Origin of the sequence: Sediminibacterium ginsengisoli (assembly GCF_900167075.1) — a bacterium.
Lineage (GTDB): Bacteria > Bacteroidota > Bacteroidia > Chitinophagales > Chitinophagaceae > Sediminibacterium > Sediminibacterium ginsengisoli.
Map to the genome: position 1 here is coordinate 366,579 of NZ_FUWH01000004.1, position 21,042 is coordinate 387,620.

7 protein-coding genes are annotated in these 21,042 nt (G+C 46.9%); 1 reads left to right on the forward strand and 6 read right to left on the reverse strand.

Going from position 1 to position 21,042, the window contains the following annotated elements; translation table 11 throughout:
- Positions 1 to 97: 97 nt before the first annotated feature.
- The 6 genes from B5D42_RS09815 to B5D42_RS09840 form a co-directional block, all read right to left on the reverse strand.
- Positions 98 to 973 carry a hypothetical protein gene (locus B5D42_RS09815; RefSeq protein WP_078831300.1) on the reverse strand — a complete coding sequence of 292 codons (876 nt, stop codon included), beginning with the start codon at positions 971 to 973 and terminating at the stop codon, positions 98 to 100.
- Positions 974 to 1,011: 38 nt separating this feature from the next.
- Positions 1,012 to 2,415 (reverse strand): RagB/SusD family nutrient uptake outer membrane protein, encoded by a 1,404-nt coding sequence (locus B5D42_RS09820; RefSeq protein WP_078831301.1) that lies wholly within the window; start codon positions 2,413 to 2,415, stop codon positions 1,012 to 1,014.
- 24 nt (positions 2,416 to 2,439) lie between these two features.
- Positions 2,440 to 5,502 carry a SusC/RagA family TonB-linked outer membrane protein gene (locus B5D42_RS09825; RefSeq protein WP_078831302.1) on the reverse strand — a complete coding sequence of 1,021 codons (3,063 nt, stop codon included), beginning with the start codon at positions 5,500 to 5,502 and terminating at the stop codon, positions 2,440 to 2,442.
- 298 nt (positions 5,503 to 5,800) lie between these two features.
- On the reverse strand, positions 5,801 to 7,258 hold the full coding sequence (locus B5D42_RS09830) for a RagB/SusD family nutrient uptake outer membrane protein (protein ID WP_078831303.1): 1,458 nt from the start codon (positions 7,256 to 7,258) through the stop codon (positions 5,801 to 5,803).
- Positions 7,259 to 7,292: 34 nt separating this feature from the next.
- Complete coding sequence (locus B5D42_RS09835; RefSeq protein ID WP_078831334.1) at positions 7,293 to 10,454, reverse strand: SusC/RagA family TonB-linked outer membrane protein; 3,162 nt, start codon at positions 10,452 to 10,454, stop codon at positions 7,293 to 7,295.
- Positions 10,455 to 10,560: 106 nt separating this feature from the next.
- Positions 10,561 to 12,894, reverse strand: coding sequence for an efflux RND transporter permease subunit (locus B5D42_RS09840; RefSeq protein WP_078831304.1), 2,334 nt, complete (start codon positions 12,892 to 12,894; stop codon positions 10,561 to 10,563).
- A 217-nt stretch (positions 12,895 to 13,111) separates the two neighbouring features.
- On the opposite strand from B5D42_RS09840, the gene B5D42_RS09845 reads away from it, so the two are divergent.
- On the forward strand, positions 13,112 to 21,042 hold a 7,931-nt coding region (locus B5D42_RS09845; RefSeq protein WP_217698807.1), incomplete at its 3' end, for a DUF8696 domain-containing protein.

Here is a 21,042-nt window from a genome sequence, read left to right on the forward strand (position 1 = left end):
TAAATAAGCGCCCTTTTTACATAAAGGCCCGTTCAGCTTACGCGAACGGGCCTTATTATGATCAGATGTCTTTTTTCAACATACTTAACCAGCTGAATTACTTGATCAGCGTGCTTACTACAGCTGTAAAGCTTCCTGCTGCCACCCTTACAGTAGTTGTAATGGTGAAAGTCTGATCGCAGGAAGAGAATGTACCGCTACCCGAAATGGTAGACTGGCCATAGGTGTACAGGCTGGCCACATAGTTCTGCGTCGGGATCGTTACAGTAAAGTTGGCCGGGTTAGACCAGTCAAGTGTAGCTGTAAGACCGGTTGCGGCCGGATCTGTAGGTGCGAAAGGACCAAATCCGATATCGCCGGTTACGGCCAGGTTCTTGATCAGCACGGTTGCGCTGGTAGGTCCTGTTGAAGTCCAGTTAGAGATCGAAGCTGTGTATTTCGACGCACTTGCAGTTCCTGTAAGCGCCCTGTCGTAGTCCCTGCTGTTTGCATAGTTACCGGTTAAGTCGGTAGAGATCACATCGCAATACCTGCGCATAACGAGCTTGTATTGCTTATTATAGGAAGAAGCGGGTACATCACCACCGGTAATGTTGAAAGTGAGGGTATCAACCCTTGTTCCCGGGAATCCGGAAAAGATCCCTTTTACTGCCAGTGAATCCACTACTTTACCACCAGGGATGGAAACTGTGGTTGATGGCAGTGTGTACTGCGTTCCTGCGGTAGCGCCGGTAGGAGATGTAACCGAAACAGTCACATTCCTTGCAGAAGAAGAAAGAGTGGTGGTTCCAACTGGTATTTTGAATACGGAGTTGGGGTCATTCTTTACATAGTAGGTACCTGAAGTTGCTGTAAGGAAGCTGGCTTCTGTAGGCGGTGTGATGATAGGATATGCTTTATTCTTATCGCATGAAGCCATCACGCCGGCAATCGCCAGAACCGTTACAGGCACATATAAATTACGAAGTTTCATAAATAGTTTTTTAAAGTGTTAAAGCGCTTTGCCTCTGATTAATATCCGTCGTTCTGCACGTTGTTCGGGTTCGCCAGCAGTTCATACTGAGGAATCGGGAACACAAACCTGTAGTTACCTGCAGGCAGTGTCTGCCATGCTGCACTTCCTACATCAGATGCATTCCTTGATACCGGCAGGTTATTACGTTTCAGATCGAAAAGCCTTGTTCCTTCAAAGCACAGTTCTTTGAACCTTTCTGCAAGTACAGCAGTGATCAGGTCGCCGGCGTTGTTGAATGTTGCGTTGGTGTAACCGGTGATCCTTTTCGAACGTACCTCATTCAGGTCATTGGTTCCGGCGTTAACATCAGGTACCGCCAGTTTTGCATAAGCTTCTGCACGGATCAGGTAAACCTCTGCGATACGGATTGCTTTCATATCAACCACACGACCACCTTTGGATGAGTTGAAATACTTGTTCACGTAATTCTTGGTAGTTCCTGAATAGGTTCCGATATAAGCTGCTTTACGGATATCGCCCGTTCCGTAAGTTGCGATCAGTTTGTCTGAAGGCGCGATGTATACCAGGTTGCCGGTAGTTGTCCACAGCGCTCCCATGGTAGTACCGGTTGAGTACCGGATACGGAACAGTGTTTCAGTGGTATTCGCATCAGTCCAGATTCCTGGAAAATCAGCAGCAGAAGCCAGCGGCTTAACATTCGATGAGATCACATTCGTTGCATACGTAACTGCATTCTGATAGTCGCCTTTGAACAAAGCGATCTTAGCGCGGTATGCATTGATGTTCACCTGGTTCATTACCGTGTCGCTGAATGTTGATGGGGTAACAGCAGGTAACAGGGCAAATGCATCTGCCATATCTTTCTCAATCTGCGTCATCACTTCACCCATGGTATTCCTTTTCGGCTGCGCATAGATGTTTGATGTGAGCATGATAGGTATACCTTTCTCGTTAGCTGAGTAGGCTTTAGAGTATAATTGCAGCAGGTCGAAATGAGCCAGGGCCCTTAACGCCAGCAGCTGGCCTTTCAGGATATTCCTGCGCGGTTCTTCTGCCGGTGTTGCAATTACAGTAGGCAGTTTGTCCAGGGTTCTGTTTACCTGGTCGATCATTTGATAGTAACCGGTATATGCTGCAGTTACATCACCACCGGTAGTACCATCGGCACTGTACTGGTAGCGGAAAGTAAGCGCACCCTGGCCGGCATTATCTGCACCGATCTTTGTTTCGTCGGATACAAGTGCCGTTGAGTAAATAGTGTTCGCATTGGTACCATAACGGCCATAAGCACCGTTGGCTGCGAGCTGCGCGTCAGCAATCGTTCTGAAAGCATTCGCGTCCGTAAAACCGTCGGTCGGCTTGAGGTCAAGCTCTTTGGAGCAGCCTGTCAGCAAGCTTCCGCCCAGTGCCGTGTAAATAAAATATTTGAATAGTTTCATTGTATTAAGATTTTACTTAGCTAATTAAAAAGTGATATTTAAACCTGCTGTAATGGCACGTGGGTTCGGGAACTCACTGAGGTTGATATTAACCGGACCTGCTTCAGGATCCATTCCTCTCCATTTTGTCCACATGAACAGGTTAGTTCCCTGTACATAGAATCTAGCTTGTGAAATAAAACCTATTTTCTGAGTCAGTGCCTGTGGCATGGTGTAAGACAATGTTACATCTCTCAGCCTCAGGAATGATCCGTCGTGAATCAGTTTTGATGAGAAGTTAGAACCGTAGATCGGGCTTGGTGTGCTCGCGATATCACCTGGTTTTTTCCAGAAGTTCAGATCGCTTGACTGGTTGTAACCACCACCGAGGAAGCCTACAGGGTTCTCTACGAAGTACTCGAGGTTATCATATTTGTAACCACCCTGCTGCCAGCTGAACAGTACAGACAGATCGAAAGCTTTGTAACGGAGTGAAGTTCCGAAACCACCTTTCCATGGAGACTCCCATGTTCCGAATTGCTGTACTGCATCGTTGGTGCTGTAGGTTGAAGTCAGCTGACCATCTTTTGTATAGAACAGTGGTGCACCTGAAGCGGCGTCAACACCTGCCCATTTAACTTCATAGTGACTGCCCAGTGGTAAACCTACAGTGATCAGTGAAGTTCCTGAAGGATAAGAAGACAGACCGCCTAAGTCGAGTATTGAGTTCTTGTTGTAAGCAACTTTTGTATTAAGGGTCCAGATGAAGTCGCTGTTCTTAACTACATCGTAGCTCAGGTCGAACTCGATACCCTTGTTCTGCAGTGTACCTGCATTCACGGTAATGGTAGAACCTGTTCCTTCTGCAGACAGTTGTTTCTGTACGAAGAGGTCTTTTGTACGTTTGTCGTACACATCTAAACTACCATATAACCTGTTGTTGAAGAAAGCGAAGTCTGTACCGATATTCAGCTGGTAAACAGTTTCCCATTTCAGATCAGGGTTACCCAATCCGCTCGCAGTCATGGTAGGCAGACCAGAGTAGCTTCCGCTCGCTGAATAAGTAGCGAGGTAACCGAAGTCGCCAAACGGGAAGTTATCACTGTTACCTGATCCACCATAACTCGCTCTCAGACGCAGGTTGTTTACTACGCGGCTGTTGGCCAGGAAGCTTTCTTTAGATACATTCCAGCTTGCTGAAATAGAGTAGAACGGAGTCCATCTGTTCTTTTCAGGCAGTTTGGAAGAACCATCATAACGGTAAGAACCGGTAACAGAGTATTTGCCATCATAGGTGTAAGTAGCAACACCCAGTGCAGATAACAATGTGTTCTGAGATTTACCACCACCTACGTTAGCGAACAGCAGGTTAACCGCGTCACCCTGCGTAATGGCAGCTGGTGTATTCGGTGTACGTGGGTCGATACCATAACCGGTTGCGTTAAACGTTTTAACGAACTGGCGGATGTATTCACCAAACACACCTACGTTCAGTTTGTGTTTCTGGTTGATTACTTTATTATAGTTAAGAGACGGCCTGATATCTGCCTGGAAATAACGGCTGAATGTTTCAGTCTGGAAACCTGCCAGGGTAGTAGGTGTAGAAGTTGCAGCAGGCGTTCTCAGGAAAGCCAGTTTGCTACCATAGTTGGTTGCCTGGGTTTCACGGAAGTCGGTACCTACTGTTAATCCTGCACTCAGATCTTCAGTGATCTTGTAAGAAGCAGTTAAGCCAATGATCGCTTTCAGCTGATCGTTATAGTTCTGATCGTATTTGGTCAGATCCAGCTGGTTGGCACCAGTGAATGACGCACCTACGCCGGTTGCATAAGTTCCATCAGCGTTAAATACTTTCGCATACGGACTCTGGATATTTACAGCCAGGAACGGGTTACCGGTACTGTTGGTAGTAGCGCTCTGCTGGAAATTCCTTTTAACATAAGCAAGGCTTGAAGAAAGTGAGAACGTGAACCTGTCATCAGCATAATCGATGTTATTTCTGAATGAAACACGTTTCATATCTGTTCTCGGAGTAGTTCCTTCCTCATTGTACAGCTCAAGGCTGGAGTAGATCCTTGTTTTTCCGGTTCCACCTGAAAGTGTGATCTGGTGGTTACTGAATGAACCTGTTCTGAACATATAGTCAGCCCAGTTGGTATTGATGCGTGAAATAGAATCCAGTAAGCGGTCTGCTGTTGCCTGTTGTGTTGGCGTCAGCGTAGCATAACGTGGATTGTTCTTTGAATAGTACCAGCCCGGAATAGCAGCGGTACCACCTGTTGGAGCAGCGATCCTTCCGTAGTCTTCCTGTGCTTTCAGCAGCTCAGTTGTATTCATCGGACGGAATGCAAATTCTGGTTTTGATTTGAAACCGAACTGTGCATTGTAACCGAAACGCATTTTTCCACCTGTACCCCTGCGCGTTGTAACAACGATCACACCGGCAGAACCACGTGAACCATACAGTGAAGATGCAGACGCATCTCTCAATACATCCACGCTTTCAAAGTCGTTCGGGTTCAAACCCTGGAATACCGCAGCCTCAACTGGGATACCATCCACGATATACAGCGGGTTGCTGCTACCGGAGATTGAACCCTGTCCGCGGATAATAATAGATGCAGCATTACCTGGCTGGCCGCTACCAGTGATCGCCAGCAGACCAGGAACCTGGCCCTGCAGCAACTGGTCGAAAGAACCAACCGGCCTGTCTACCAGTTGTTTCCTGTTCACAGTAGAACCTGCACCGGTAAATTCTGATTTCTTTTGTTTTGTCAGACCGGTAGATACAACTACTTCATTCAGATCGCTTGCATCTGCAGCCTGTAAGCTCACATTCAGAAAGGTCTGAGAGCCTATGGTCACATCTTTAGAAACATAGTTTAAGGAGCTGACAGTCAGCACTTTGGCAGTAGCCGATACATTTAATGAAAACAGACCTGTCGCATCTGAAGTGGTACCGGTAGTGGTACCTTTTACAATAATTGAAGCATTACTGATCGGAGCACCCTTGTCGTCGGTGATTTTTCCTCTCAATGTTCGCGTTTGCGCCCACAGCTGGCTTACGCCAAGCATAACTAGGCACAATAGCATAGTTAATTTTCTCATTAGTACGTTTTTAGTTTAAGACGAGGTACAATTTATGTTAACAAAAACATAATGCAAACTAAAATGACAGCAATCGCTTCTGAAGTGCTGCAAAAAAAATTAAAATAATTGCGGCTGGCAAAGGGTTTCAGGAATAATTATCTGATAATCAATAAGATAAAAAAGCAATGTTTTCAATGTTAATTTTTTCTAATCCCGGGGAAATTTTCGCCAGGGCCTGGCTGAGATGAACGGTTTGTTAACGAAAAACGAGGCCGGAGCATGCCCCGGCCTCGTTCAAAAGGGTTAAAAACAACCGTTAGTTATCTTTCATAAGCCGGTTCAGCGAGAGTTCGTCGCTGGAGATCGGCCAGATATAACCTGCATCCGAAGGCGCTTTTGTAGGCGCACTTCCTTTACTTGGGATGGTCTGCATCAGTCGCATCAGGTCGATATTCCTCAATCCCTCACCGAAGAATTCAATCCTTCTTTCGGTCAGGATCGCATCGAGCAGTGCCGGAACGGTTGCCGGAGCCAGTACAGTAGAGGCATCCGAACGGCCGCGAACCGCATTCAGCAGCAGGAGCGACTGGGCGTCTACCGTATTACTGTTACGCACTTTGGCTTCTGCCAGGTTCAGCAGTACTTCTGCATAACGGATCACAGGAACATAATCCGTATAAGGTGAACCGGTTGTGTATTTGGAAACGAATTTCTTACCTGCCGTATTGGTGAAGATCAGGCTTTTCCTTTTGTCTGTTGCTGTCCAGCCGGCATTGGCCAGAATACCATTGGGGTTCAGTGAAAATTCTGTTGCGCCGGGTGTACTTCCTGCCATATAGAAATAAGAGCAGAGCGAGTTTTGTGTTCCCGGGAAATCACCGGAAGTGGTGGTCATCGGCATAGACATGATCGACTCCGTTGTTGTGTACGGTGTTTTGAACACATTGGTGATATCGGCCTGTAATGCGTGGGCCACACCCGATGTAGCAGTAAACGGAGGAGTGGTAGTCACAATTTTATTCGCTTCTGTTATGACCTTGTCGTATTTCTGCATACTCAGGTAAACACGTGTTTTCAGTGCGATCGCTGTATTGCGGTGCGCGCGTGTTACATTATTATATGCGGAACTGTTTGTAACAGGAAGATTTGTTTCCGCGAAATCCAGGTCGCTGAGGATCTGTGTGTAGACCTCTGCCACAGTGCTCCGCTCCAGATCTGAAAATCCGGGGCCTACAATTCCTTTCAGGCGAAGCGGCAAACCGGGTTTGGCGCCGGCACCATCTGCATAAGGACGGGCAAATACCTGCAGCAAACTATAATAAGACAGCGCCCTGATCAATCTTGCTTCGGCAATATAATTGTTGGCGAGCGTTGCTCCCACTACGGCAGAACCTTTGGCAGCCATACCATCGAGGAAGATGTTGCAGTTGTTGATGGCATTGTATCCTGCAGACCAGTAGCTTTTTACTGAAGTGGCGCTATTGGCAAGATTCAGGTTCCATACATCGGATGCTGTAACCAGGTTGCTGGTTTCGTTGATAAAATCTTCTCCGCGGATATCCCCGTATACTACTCCGCGGCCACCGTAAAAGCTACCGCTTTTTAAAGAGCTGTATAATGATAATACCAGGTTACTGATACGCGTTGGAGTATCGAAAGCCGAAGCATCGGATACCGAAGTTTGCAGTTGCGGTTCGAGGAGTTCGCGCTTGCAGGATGAATAAAGTACCGCCCCGAAACCCAGCACTGCTATGTATTTTAATTTATGTCTCATAATTGAATCACATTTAAAGTTTGGTAAATCACACTTAGAAACCAATGTTTAAACCAATGGTGATGGTCCTTGCATTTGGTGCGGTATTCCTGTCTGTGCCCTGGCCGGTAGAACTGTTACCGTTGGATGCAACTTCAGGATCCGGGCCAGGATATTTGGTGATCATGGCCAGGTTCTGCGCACTTACGTATATTCTCGCGCTGCTGATCTTTGCTTTTTCGAGCAGGCTCTTCGGCACCGTATAACCCAGCGATATGTTACGCAGTTTCATGAAGCTTCCGTTGAATGCATTCATATCGAGCGGGATGGTGTTTCCGTAAGAAACGTTGTCGCCGTAGATCGGACGTACCATATCGGTTACATCGCCTTTCGCTTTCCAGCGCCTTAACACATCTGTTGTGTTATTCCAGTAACGCTGGTCGTGCAGGCCTGCATTGGTACCATAGTAAACGTAGAAATCGAGCTGATAGGTCAGTAATACGTTCAGGTCGAAGTTTTTGTAGCGGAATGTGTTATCCCAGCCACCGAACTGCTTCGGCTGTGAGTTCCTTACCATCACCGCATCGTTTGCCTGTGTGATAGCCGGTGCAGGGCTGCCGTCTGCATAAGTCCAGTTGGAACCACCCGTAGGTACAATATGCTGGTACATTACCGGTGTGCCTGCCCTGTTCAGGAATATCCTTCTTCCTGTTTCCGGATCAACACCTGCTGTACGTACGAGATAAAAATAACCTACCGGGTAACCTACAACTGTTCTGTTGGGGAACTCACCCGTGCTTCCGCTTCCGGTAATGGTGAGGATCTCTGTAAGCCCCGGTGCAAGTTCTGTAACCTGGTTCTTATTAAAAGTGATGTTGAATGAACTGTTCCAGCTGAAATCCTTGGTGGTGATCGGAGATGCATTCAGGGTGATCTCAAGGCCTTTGTTGAACATCTTACCGGCATTCTGTGCAATGCTTCCCAGGCCGGTTGAGGGCGACTGAGGCACGTTCAGTACCAGCCCGTCGATGTTGTTATTATAATATGCGATCTCTGCAGTCAGCTTGTTCTGGAACAGTCCGAACGAAACGCCCACATCTGTTTTCTTACTGGTTTCCCAGGTGATGCTTGGGTTACCGGCAGAGCCAAATCCGAGTGTTGCAGCACCGCCGTAGAGGCCTGAACCGAATGTAGATAAGGTAGTGTAATCACCGATACCGGCGATATTACCCACTTTACCATAACTACCCCTGATCTTGAAACTGCTGAACACCCTGTCCAGACCGGCTTTTTCCCAGAATTTCTCACGTGTGATCTCCCAGCCGGCAGATACACCCCAGAAAGTTCCTTTCTTAACACCGAGAGCAGAATATTCATCCTGCCTGATATTGCCGCTCAGGAAATATTTCTTGTCGAAGTTGTAGTTGAGCCTTGCGAAAGATGATAACAGGTAGTTTTCGCCCAGCGCAGAACCGGTAAAGTTATTCAGGGTCCATCCTGCCTGCAGTACTGTGTAAGCCGGATCGGAAAGGTTCTGACGGTTGATACCGAAACCAGTGCTTGTTCTGCGTTGCTGCTCGCTACCAACAAGAAGATTGACATTGTGTTTATCAGCAATGGTATAATCGAACTGGGCAGTATTGGTCCATACCCATGTTTTGTATTTACCGTAAGTACTTGAAGCGCTACCGGTAGATCCTTGCCCGTCGCCATGGATCGGGGTGGCGAAAGTTTCATTATCAACAAAAATATAATCGATACCATATACCGATTTCAGCGCAAGCCAGCTTAGTGGCTTAAACTGCAGATAAGCATTGGATTGCAGGTGATTGTTTTCGCTGTTTGATCTGTTCTTGTCGAGCAATACAACAGGGTTATAGAAACCAACCTGGTTACCGCTTACAACGTTGTTCATCGGCCCGATATACTGCGCGCCGATATTGTAACTGCCATCATTGTTATAAGGAGAAATGTTCGGTGCATTTACCATACCGGTCCTTGCCAGACCTGCCGTACCATAAGCTTCACCGGCAAGTGATCCGGAAGAAACAGCAGCAAGGTTCTTTTCATTGGAGTATGATAATTTACCACCTACCGTAATGCTTTTGCTTACGCGGCTTTCCAGGTTGAATAATACGTTCACGCGTTTGAAATCATTTTTCCGGATGATACCTTCCTGGTCGGTATAACCTACGGAGAAATAATAATTCGTGTTGTCGTTGGCACCCGAAACATTCACATTATGGCTGTGTGAAAATCCATCGCGGTAGATATAATCGAACCATCTGGTATTGATAGGTTTGCCATCGGGTCCGTTGGTGAGTGCAAACTGCGTGTTGGCAGGAGAAACGCTACCCGCGCGGATGGCCAGGGCATTAGCCACTGCTTCGTTCTTATAGGTAGTGTAATCGAATGCATTCAGCATATCGGGCAGTCCGTATGCTTTTGTAAAACCAACCCAGCCATCGTAGGTAACTTTTGCTTTACCGGTCTTACCTTTTTTGGTAGTGATGAATACAACGCCATTGGCTGCACGGCTACCGTAGATCGCAGTTGCAGCCGCATCTTTGGCGATATCCATGCTTTCGATATCGTTCGGGTTGATGCTGGCCAGCGCATTACCTGCAGCACTGGTAGAACTGAAATCACCCGTGTAGGAAACCACACCATCCACAACGATCAGCGGGTAGCTGCTCAGTGAAATGGAGTTCGTACCACGGATGCGGAATACCGGCGGCGTGTTCAGTACGCCTGTAGGAACTGTGATCTGTACACCGGCCGCACGGCCTGCCAGCGCCGCTTCAAAGCTCTGTACGGGCTTTTCGGCAATGGCTTCACCTTTAACGGTAGTTACTGTTCCTGTTGCCTCCTTCTTTTTCTGTACACCATAACCTACCACTACCACTTCGGCCAGTGATTTGTCTTCTGCAGTCATTTTCACAGCAACACTTGCTTTGCCTGTGATCGCTACTTCTTCTGTGTTGTAGCCAACATAACTGAGTTTGAGGTATTTGGTCTTGTCGGTGACCGAGATACTGAAAGAGCCACCGTTGTCTGTGAGGGCTCGCTTATCCGAACCGGGGATGGTTACAGTAACACCCGACAGAGCGTTACCTTTTTCGTCAGTTACCTTACCCGTTACGGTACGGTTTAACTGTGCCTGGGCATGCCCCAATAACAGGACAATGCCGGCAACTAGTGCCAGTAATTTTCTCATGCGCATTTAAGTTTTTAGTTATAGACGTTTTAAATTTAAATAGTCTTAACTAAAAAAATGCCTGTTTGCCTGATTTTTTTTGACGATCAACCCGGATTTTTACCGTTTATCCCCGTTTTTCACCTGATGTATGTAATATTAACACAGGCAGTAATACGAGGTTTGTGATGGTTCCCACAACCAGTGTAAGCGATGTTAACCACCCCAGTGCCTTAGTACCTCCGAAGTCGCTGAAACAGAAAATAACGAAGCCTGCGATCAGTACCAGCGATGTATAAATGATGCTGATACCGGTATGCCTGATCGTCTGTATCAGTGTTGCCGGAACTGAGCCGTTATAATGCGGCAGCTCCTGTTTATAATTGATGAGGAATCGTATCGTAACATCGATGGCAATACCGAGCGCTACGCTGAAAACCAATACTGTTGAGGGCTTCAGCGCAATGCCTGCCCAGCCCATTACACCGGCAGTTACCAGCAATGGTATGAGGTTGGGGATGAGTGAACATACCAGAATACGCAATGAGCGGAAGAGATAAAGCATACAAAGTGTGATCAGCAGAAAAGCCCAGAAAATACTTTCCTTCAATCCTTTGATGATAAAGCTCGAACCTTCAAGAAAAGTAATACTGCTTCCGGTGAAAGTGATGTGATAGCTGGCCGTATCAAAAATACTGTTGGCTTTCTTTTCAAAATCGCTGATGAGCAGTGGCAGTCTGGCACTGCCGATGTCCTGCATATTAACGGATATCCTTGCCACCTGGCGGTTACTGTCCATGAAACTGCTCAGCAGTTTGGTAAAACTATTATTACCCGCAGCAGTCTTGTTACTGTCGTTACCCGAACGTAAATAAGGTGCCATGAACGCCATATCTCCTTCGTAAGGAATAGCATAGCTGAGACTGTCGCCATCGAAATAAGCCTGCTTTGCAAATTTCAACCCTTCTACAAACGAGAGGGGGCGGGCGGTTTCGGGCTTGTCATCTATATAGCGCGACAGTTCCTCAATATTCGAGATCGGTTTTGTAGAGCGTACGAGACCGTTTTTCTTTTTGGTATCAACCAGGATTTCAAGCGGCATCACGCCACCGAAATTGCTTTCGAACCATTTGAGATCTGTGTAGATCTTATCTTTTTTCGGAAGATCATCCACAATAAATCCTTCACTCTTGATGCGGAAAACACCGGCAATGGCCAGCGCTGTAAAAAGTATGGTAAAGGTATATACCCATTTTGAATGCTTAAAGGTCCAGCGCTCGATGAGTACCAGGAGATTCTCCATGAATTTATTATCGAGGTAACGCGTGTGCTTCGCAGCCGGTGCAGGCAGGTAGCTCAATACAGCCGGAATGAAGATGAGCGAGATGATGAACAACACCATGATGTTGATCCCTGCTACAGCACCGAATTCCTGCAGCAGCGCACTTCTTGTTAAAGCGAATACAGCAAAGCCGATCGCAGCAGCAATATTGCAGAACAATGTAACAATACCCATGCGCCCTACCATTGTTACCAATGCCTTTTGTTTCTCGCCTGTATCGCGGTAAGCTGTATGGTATTTGTTGAGGAAGTAAATGCAGTTGGGAATCCCGATCACCACGATCAATGGCGGGATCAGTGCGGTGAGTAATGTGATCTTATAACCGAACAGCACCACGGTACCGAGGCTCCATACAACACCCATGCCCACAACAAGCAGGCTCATGATCATAGCGCTGAACGACCGGAAGAAAAGCAGTAATGTGATGGCAGAAAGAATCAGCGATCCCGCCAGGAACCAGTTCATCTCGGCCTTGATGCGGTTACCGATGGTGGTTCTGATGAACGGCAGTCCGCTCGTATGCACAGTGATTCCTGTTTTATTTTCGAATGCTTCCACCTGTTTCATGATATCGTCGATCAGGCGTGTGCGGCTCTTGCTGTTGATCGTATCCTTGTTCACACTTACACCCAACAGGTATGCATGCGTATCCGGGTTATACAGTAATGTGCGGTAAAAAGGCAGGTTCTCAAATACCATTCTTGCGCTGTTCAGCGAATCCTGGCTGGTATAGGGATAGCTGAAGATCTTGCGGGGAACCAGTTTCTGGTTGATGCTGTCGTTCAGCAGCGTAACCACTTCCGGAACACTCATCACATCTGTTACCCCCACTACTTTTTTAAGATCCTGGTGCAGTGCTCCTACCGCGTTGAAAATGTTTTTGTTGTAGAATTTATCTGATTCGATCCCGATCACAACCGTGTTGCCATCGCCCCCGAATTTTCTGAGGAAAGCCTGGTAATCCTGGTATTTGGGGTTATCTGTAGGAATAGCCCTGGTAAATTCATAACTCAGCTTCACCTGTGATCCAAAATAACCCATCACAGCCGTTCCACATATTAACACAATAAGCAATACAAGTCGATTCCTGAGAATGAACTGTCCGAGGCGATACCACATACCTTTCTAACTATTTGGCTATTAAGTAATTATTAAATAATTCAAGTACTAATACGTGAATCCGGTGTTTTTGCGAAAAGAACTACAAAGAAAAGAAGAAAGGACTACATACGGCGTATGAAAATTGCCCGAAAATTGTTAACATTACTGTACCAATCCGAAAAGCCAGACTCATTACCGTGTAAAAGCTGTATAAGTATTTTATGCAGGTGATGAGATGAATCCAATATCAATGAACGCCAGCAGGTATACATATCTGTTTGTACTGACTGCATGCTGTCTTTTTGCACTTACGCTGAAAGCTCAGACTGTGGGAGTATGTTCCAGTAATGCGCTGGCACCTGTGTTTAAGCAGGATTTTGGTACAGGTACTTCTTCATCATCATCAAGCGCTCAGGCTCCTGCCGGTTCAACCAATTATACTTACTCCCTTGCTAATGTAGGCAGCGATGGTTATTATGCGCTGACACCGAAATTCGACAATGCCGGTAAACCTGAATGGACCAAAGGCGGCGACCATACCAGCACTGTTGCAGGCAATCCTGCCAATGGTAATATGTTCCTGGTAAATGCAGGCGGCAGTAACTCGATCTTTTTTCAGCAGGATGTGAACAGTCTTTGTCCGGGCTCTACTTACAATTTCTCTGCCTGGCTTGCCAATGCGAATACGCCGGCTACAGTTACCCAATGCGGCTCGAGTTATGTATATGCGAAAGTAAGGTTCAATATTAAAAACGCGGCTGATGGTACTATACTTCAAACCTATGTTACTCCGGATCTTCCGCTTTCTCCCAATAATGGCCCGGCAAACTGGATACAGTATGGTTTCCAGTTTTCTGTACCATCGAGTGTATCCCAGCTGAGACTTGAAATGGTTGATGAGCGAGGTGGCGGTGCAGCCTGTGGTAATGACCTGGCGATAGATGATATTGAGTTCTATGCCTGCACGCCGCTTGCAACTGCATCCATCAATACACCAACATCTGTCTGTATCGGCAGCACCGCTATCATTTCTTCCACACTCTCCAACAACCCGTTCCTTAACCCGGTATACCAATGGGAAAAAAGCACGAACGGCGGCAGCACCTGGACAGCGATGGGAAGTCCGAGCACAAGTGCCACCAGTCTTACTATCACAGCCGTGACACTAGCAGATGCGGCATTATACCGTGTGAAGGTGGCACCGGATATAGCGAGTCTTTCTTCGGTTTACTGTACCACTGCATCCAATGCAGTGACTTTATCCGTAAGCCCGCTCACCGTAGGCGGAAGTGTAAGCAGTGCTACTGTATGCAGCGGCACCAACAGTTCTGTAACGCTCAGCGGTTATACGGGCAGTGTTGTGCGGTGGGAATCATCAACCGATAACGGCGCAACATGGAATAATATCTCCAATACCACAGCAACGCAGTTTTATACAGCGATCGCAACAACACAATACAGGGCATTGGTACAGAGCGGAGTTTGCGCAGCTGAATATGCAACACCAGGAACAGTAACCGTGATCTCCAGTGTTCCGGGAACAATCAGTTCGGCGGCAACGGTTTGTTCCGGCGCAAACAGCGGTACGCTGACATTAGGAGGCTATACCGGAAATATCCTGCGCTGGGAAACCTCTACAAACGGCGGCGGCACCTGGACACAGGTAAACAATACCACAAACACGCTCAGCTATTCAAACCTTACAACCACCACACAATACCGTGCACTGGTCAGGAACGGATCCTGTACGCAGCAGTATTCACCAGCTGTAACGATCACAGTGATCGCAACAGTAGCGGGAACACTGTCGTCGGCAGCAACAGAATGTTCCGGTTCAAACGGCGCAACCTTAACGCTTACCGGTTATTCCGGGTCTATTCTTCGCTGGGAATCATCAACAGACGGTGGTAATACCTGGGATGTAATAGCCAATACATCAGCAACCTATGCATATTCCAATCTCACAACTACTACACGTTACAGGGTTGTGGTACAGAACGCTTCCTGTGCAACACTTACATCAAATGTGGTGATCATTACCGTAAATACGATCAACGGAGGTGCTATATCACCCGCAGCAACTACCGTGTGCAGCGGAAGCAATTCAGGAACGCTGACCTTATCCGGTTATGACGGCGCGATCGTAAGATGGGAGCGTTCAACCAATAACGGGGTAAGCTGGAGCAGCATCGGCGGAACGGCAAACGATGTAACTTATTCTTACAGCAATCTCACTGTAACAACCAGTTATCGCGCCGTGATCCGTAAAGCGCCTTGTCCTGATGAATATTCCGCCGTTGCGGTTGTAACACCCGCATCAACTTCAGCGGGCACTTTAGGAACAGCGGCAACTGTTTGTGCGGGTAACAATACAGGCACGCTGAACCTGACAGGTTACACAGGCAGTATTGTGAGATGGGAATCTGCGGCGAATGCAGCCGGTCCATGGACAACCATCAGTAATACATCAGACAACCATACGTACAACAATATTTCAGCAAGCACTTATTACAGGGCTGTTGTAAAACTGGGAAGCTGTGCTTCTGCTAATTCGAACAGCGTACTGATCACAACAACAGCGCCGCCAACCACATCCAATGCCGGACCAGACCAGTCGCTTTGTAATGTAACCAGCGCAACGCTTGCAGGCAATACGCCTTCATCAGGAACAGGAACATGGACACAGGTATCAGGGCCAACAACCGTTTCCTTTGTAAACGCTGCTGCCGGTAATACGGTAGTGAATGGTTTAACAACAGGTAGTTATCAATTCAGGTGGACCATTGCAAACAGTCCATGCGCAAGTTCATCAAGTGTAGTGAACGTAACGGTAGCAGCACTTCCTACCACATCGGATGCGGGAACAGACCAGGCATTGTGCAATACCACCACAACAACGCTTGCAGGTATTAACCCTGCAGTTGGAACAGGAACGTGGACACGGGTGTCAGGGCCGAACACGCCGTTATTTAATGCTTCACAATATAATACAACAGTAACAGGGCTCACAGCCGGAACATACCAGTTCAGGTGGACGATTGCAAACGGTTCGTGTGTGAGTTCGGCCAGTGTGGTAAATATCAATGTGGATCCCGCAACTGTACCGGGAACTCTTGCTTCAGCTAATACAGTTTGTGCAGCGAGCAATAGCGGAACCATCAATCTTACAGGATATACCGGGGCGATTGTAAGATGGGAGTCATCAACCGATAATGGCAATACATGGAATAGCATCGTGAATACAACAGCTGCTTATACTTACACTAACCTGAATACAACAACCCAGTTCAGAGCTTTTGTAAAAAGTGGTGTTTGTGCAGAAGCAGCTTCCAACATTGTAACCATTACCGTGATGCAACCGGTAACGATCGCAAATGCAGGAACGAACCAGGCTTTATGCAATGTAACAGCAGCAACTTTAGCAGCGAATAACCCGACTATCGGCACCGGGGCATGGACACAGGTTTCAGGGCCCACTGCTGCTTCCTTCAACAACGCTGCACAATACAACACAACTGTTTCCGGACTGACTGCCGGAACTTATCAGTTCAGGTGGACGATCAGCAACAGCCCTTGTGCCAGTTCTTCCAGTGTTGTAAATATCAGCATAGATCCGGCAACCCTACCCGGAACACTTTCATCGGACAATACGGTTTGCCGCGGCAGCAATAACGGAACGATCAGTCTTGCAGGTTATACCGGATCGGTTGTAAGATGGGAATCATCAACCGATAATGGCAATACCTGGAATACGATCGTTAACACAACTGCAGCTTACACTTACAGCAACCTGACTACAACAACTCAGTTCAGGGCCTTTGTGAAAAGCGGCGTTTGTGCAGAAGCAGCTTCCAATATCGTAACCATCACCGTTGATCCGGTTACTGTACCCGGAACGCTTTCTTCGAACAACACCGTTTGTGCAACTTCTAACAATGGAATTATTAATCTTTCAGGATACACCGGGTCGATTGTAAGATGGGAATCTTCAACCGACAATGGCAACACCTGGAATACGATCGTTAACACAACTGCCGCTTATACTTACAGCAACCTGAATACAACAACGCAATTCAGGGCCTTTGTGAAAAGCGGCGTTTGTGCAGAAGCAGCATCCAATATCATAACCATCACCGTTGATCCGATTACTGTTCCAGGAACGCTCACTTCGAACAATACGGTTTGTGCAACTTCTAACAATGGAACTATTAATCTTTCAGGTTATACGGGCACAATCGTAAGATGGGAATCTTCTACTGATAATGGCAATACCTGGAACACGATCGTTAACACAACTGCAGCTTACACTTACAGCAACCTGAACACAACAACTCAGTTCAGAGCCTTTGTAAAAAGCGGCGTTTGTTCAGAAGCAGCTTCCAATATCGTTACCATTACTGTAATGCAGGCTGTCACTCCTGCCAATGCAGGAACCGCACAGGTGCTTTGCAATACAACAACTACTGCGCTTGCAGCTAATAATCCAGTTGTGGGTACAGGTGCATGGACGCAGGTATCAGGACCAACGGCTGCATCCGTCAACAACGCTGCTCAATACAACACAACTGTTTCCGGACTAACTGCCGGAACTTATCAGTTCAGGTGGACCATCAGCAACAGTCCTTGTGCAAGTTCAAACGATGTGGTTACGGTGAGCATCGATCCGGCTACTGTACCAGGAACACTCTCTTCGAACAACACCGTTTGTGCAACCTCAAACAACGGAACAATCAATCTTACAGGATATACCGGATCGATTGTAAGATGGGAATCGTCTACTGATAATGGCAATACATGGAATACGATCGTTAACACAACTGCAGCTTACACTTACAGCAACTTGAACACAACAACTCAGTTCAGAGCCTTTGTGAAAAGCGGCGTTTGTTCAGAAGCAGCCTCTAACATCGTAACCATTACTGTAATGCAGGCTGTCACCCCTGCCAATGCAGGAACCGCACAGGTGCTTTGCAATACAACAACTACTACGCTTGCAGCTAATAATCCAGCTGTAGGTACAGGTGCCTGGACGCAGGTATCAGGACCAACTACTGCATCCTTCAACAACGCTGCTCAATACAACACAACTGTTTCCGGACTGACTACCGGAACTTATCAGTTCAGGTGGACCATCAGCAACAGTCCTTGTGCCAGTTCAAACGATGTAGTTACTGTAAGCATTGATCCGGCTACTGTACCAGGAACACTCTCTTCGAACAACACCGTTTGTGCAACCTCAAACAATGGAACAATCAATCTTACAGGATACACCGGATCGATTGTAAGATGGGAATCTTCTACTGATAATGGCAACACCTGGAATATCATCGCAAATACAACAGATGCTTACACTTACAGTAATCTGACTACAACAACTCAGTTCAGGGGCTTTGTGAAAAGCGGCGTTTGTGCAGAAGCAGCTTCTAACATCGTAACCATTACCGTTGATCCGGCAACTGTACCCGGAACACTTTCATCGGACAATACGATTTGTGCAACTTCCAACAACGGAACTATTAATCTTACAGGATACACTGGGTCGATTGTAAGATGGGAATCTTCAACCGACAATGGCAACACATGGAATACGATCGCAAACACAACTGCCGTATACACTTACAATAACCTGAACACAACTACCCAGTTCAGAGCTTTTGTAAAAAGTGGCGTTTGTTCGGAAGCCGCTTCCAACATCGTAACCATCTCAGTTGATCCGGTTACTGCACCCGGAACGCTTTCTTCTAACAACACCGTTTGTGCAACATCGAACAACGGAACAATCAACCTAACAGGATATACTGGCACAATCGTGAGATGGGAATCTTCCACTGACAACGGAAGCAACTGGAATACGATCGTTAACACAACAGACGCCTATACTTACAACAACCTGAACACAACAACCCAATTCCGCGCCTTTGTAAAAAGCGGGGTTTGTACAGAAGCGACTTCTAACATCGTAACCATTACAGTTGATCCGGTTACTGTGCCCGGAACGCTTTCATCTAACAATACAGTTTGCGCAACTTCCAACAATGGAACTATCAACCTCACGGGTTATACCGGATCGATTGCAAGATGGGAATCATCAACCGACAACGGCACCACATGGAATACCATTGCAAACACAACCGCCGCCTACACTTATAGCAACCTGAATGCAACAACTCAATTCCGTGCCTTTGTAAAAAGCGGGGTTTGTTCGGAAGCGGCTTCCAACATTATAACCATCACTGTAATGCAGCCTGTTACTGCTGCAAATGCAGGAACCGCACAGGTACTTTGCAACACAACAACTGCTACCCTCGCCGCTAACAATCCGGCTGTGGGAACAGGTGCCTGGACACAGGTATCAGGGCCAACTACTGCATCCTTCAACAACGCTGCACAATACAACACAATTGTTTCCGGACTGACTACCGGAACTTATCAGTTCAGGTGGACCATCAGCAACAGTCCTTGTGCAAGTTCAAACGATGTGGTTACGGTGAGCATCGATCCGGCTACTGTTCCAGGAACACTCTCTTCAAACAACACCGTTTGTGCAACTTCTAACAATGGAACTATTAATCTTACTGGTTACACAGGCACAATCGCAAGATGGGAATCTTCAACCGACAATGGCAACACCTGGAATACTATCGCAAACACAACTGCAGCTCACACTTACAATAATCTGAATACAACTACCCAGTTCAGGGCCTTTGTAAAAAGCGGCGTTTGTGCGGAAGCAGCTTCCAATATCGTAACCATCACCGTTGATCCCGTTACTGTACCCGGAACACTTTCTTCGAACAACACCGTTTGTGCAACTTCTAACAATGGAACTATTAATCTTTCAGGATACACCGGATCAATTGTAAGATGGGAATCTTCTACAGATAATGGCAACACCTGGAATACTATTGCAAACACAACTGCAGCTTACACTTACAGCAACCTGACTACAACAACTCAGTTCAGGGCCTTTGTGAAAAGCGGCGTTTGTTCGGAAGCAGCTTCCAACATCGTAACCATCACCGTTGATCCCGTTACTGTGCCGGGGACGCTTTCTTCGAACAACACCGTTTGTGCAACTTCTAACAATGGAACTATTAATCTTTCAGGATACACCGGGTCAATTGTAAGATGGGAATCTTCTACCGACAATGGCAACACCTGGAATATCATCGCAAACACAACAGACGCCTATACTTACAACAACCTGAACACAACAACCCAATTCCGCGCCTTTGTAAAAAGCGGGATTTGTGCGGAAGCAGCTTCCAATATCGTTACCGTCACAGTTGATCCGGTTACTGTACCCGGAACGCTTTCTTCTAACAACACCGTTTGTGCAACATCGAACAACGGAACAATCAACCTAACGGGATATACTGGCACAATCGTAAGATGGGAATCATCAACCGACAACGGCACCACATGGAATACCATTGCAAACACAACCGCCGCCTACACTTATAGCAACCTGAATGCAACAACTCAATTCCGTGCCTTTGTAAAAAGCGGGGTTTGTTCGGAAGCGGTTTCTAACATTATAACCATCACTGTAATGCAGCCTGTTACTGCTGCAAATGCAGGAACCGCACAGGTACTTTGCAACACAACAACTGCTACCCTCGCCGCTAACAATCCGGCTGTGGGAACAGGTGCCTGGACACAGGTATCAGGACCAACTACTGCGTCCTTCAACAACGCTGCACAATACAACACAACTGTTTCCGGACTGACTGCCGGAACTTATCAGTTCAGGTGGACAATCAGCAATAGTCCTTGTGCCAGTTCAAACGATGTGGTTACGGTGAGCATCGATCCGGCTACGGTTCCGGGAACTTTGACATCAGACAATACTGTTTGTGCATCATCAAACAACGGAACAATCAATCTTACAGGATACACCGGATCCATTGTAAGATGGGAGTCTTCTACCGATAATGGCAGCACCTGGAATACCATCGCAAACACAACTGCTGCTTACACTTACAACAACCTGAACACCACAACTCAATTCAGGGCCTTTGTAAAAAGCGGCGTTTGTGCAGAAGCAGCTTCCAATATCTTAACTATCACCGTTGATCCCGTTACTGTTCCCGGAACCCTCTCTTCTAACAATACCGTTTGTGCAACAGCAAACAACGGAACCATTAATCTTACAGGATACACCGG

Bases quoted from the DNA above. Each gene is read 5' to 3' on its own strand.
- B5D42_RS09815 (WP_078831300.1), bottom strand. From the start codon at position 973: ATGAAACTTCGTAATTTATATGTGCCTGTAACGGTTCTGGCGATTGCC.
- B5D42_RS09820 (WP_078831301.1), bottom strand. From the start codon at position 2,415: ATGAAACTATTCAAATATTTTATTTACACGGCACTGGGCGGAAGCTTG.
- B5D42_RS09825 (WP_078831302.1), bottom strand. From the start codon at position 5,502: ATGAGAAAATTAACTATGCTATTGTGCCTAGTTATGCTTGGCGTAAGC.
- B5D42_RS09830 (WP_078831303.1), bottom strand. From the start codon at position 7,258: ATGAGACATAAATTAAAATACATAGCAGTGCTGGGTTTCGGGGCGGTA.
- B5D42_RS09835 (WP_078831334.1), bottom strand. From the start codon at position 10,454: ATGAGAAAATTACTGGCACTAGTTGCCGGCATTGTCCTGTTATTGGGG.
- B5D42_RS09840 (WP_078831304.1), bottom strand. From the start codon at position 12,894: ATGTGGTATCGCCTCGGACAGTTCATTCTCAGGAATCGACTTGTATTG.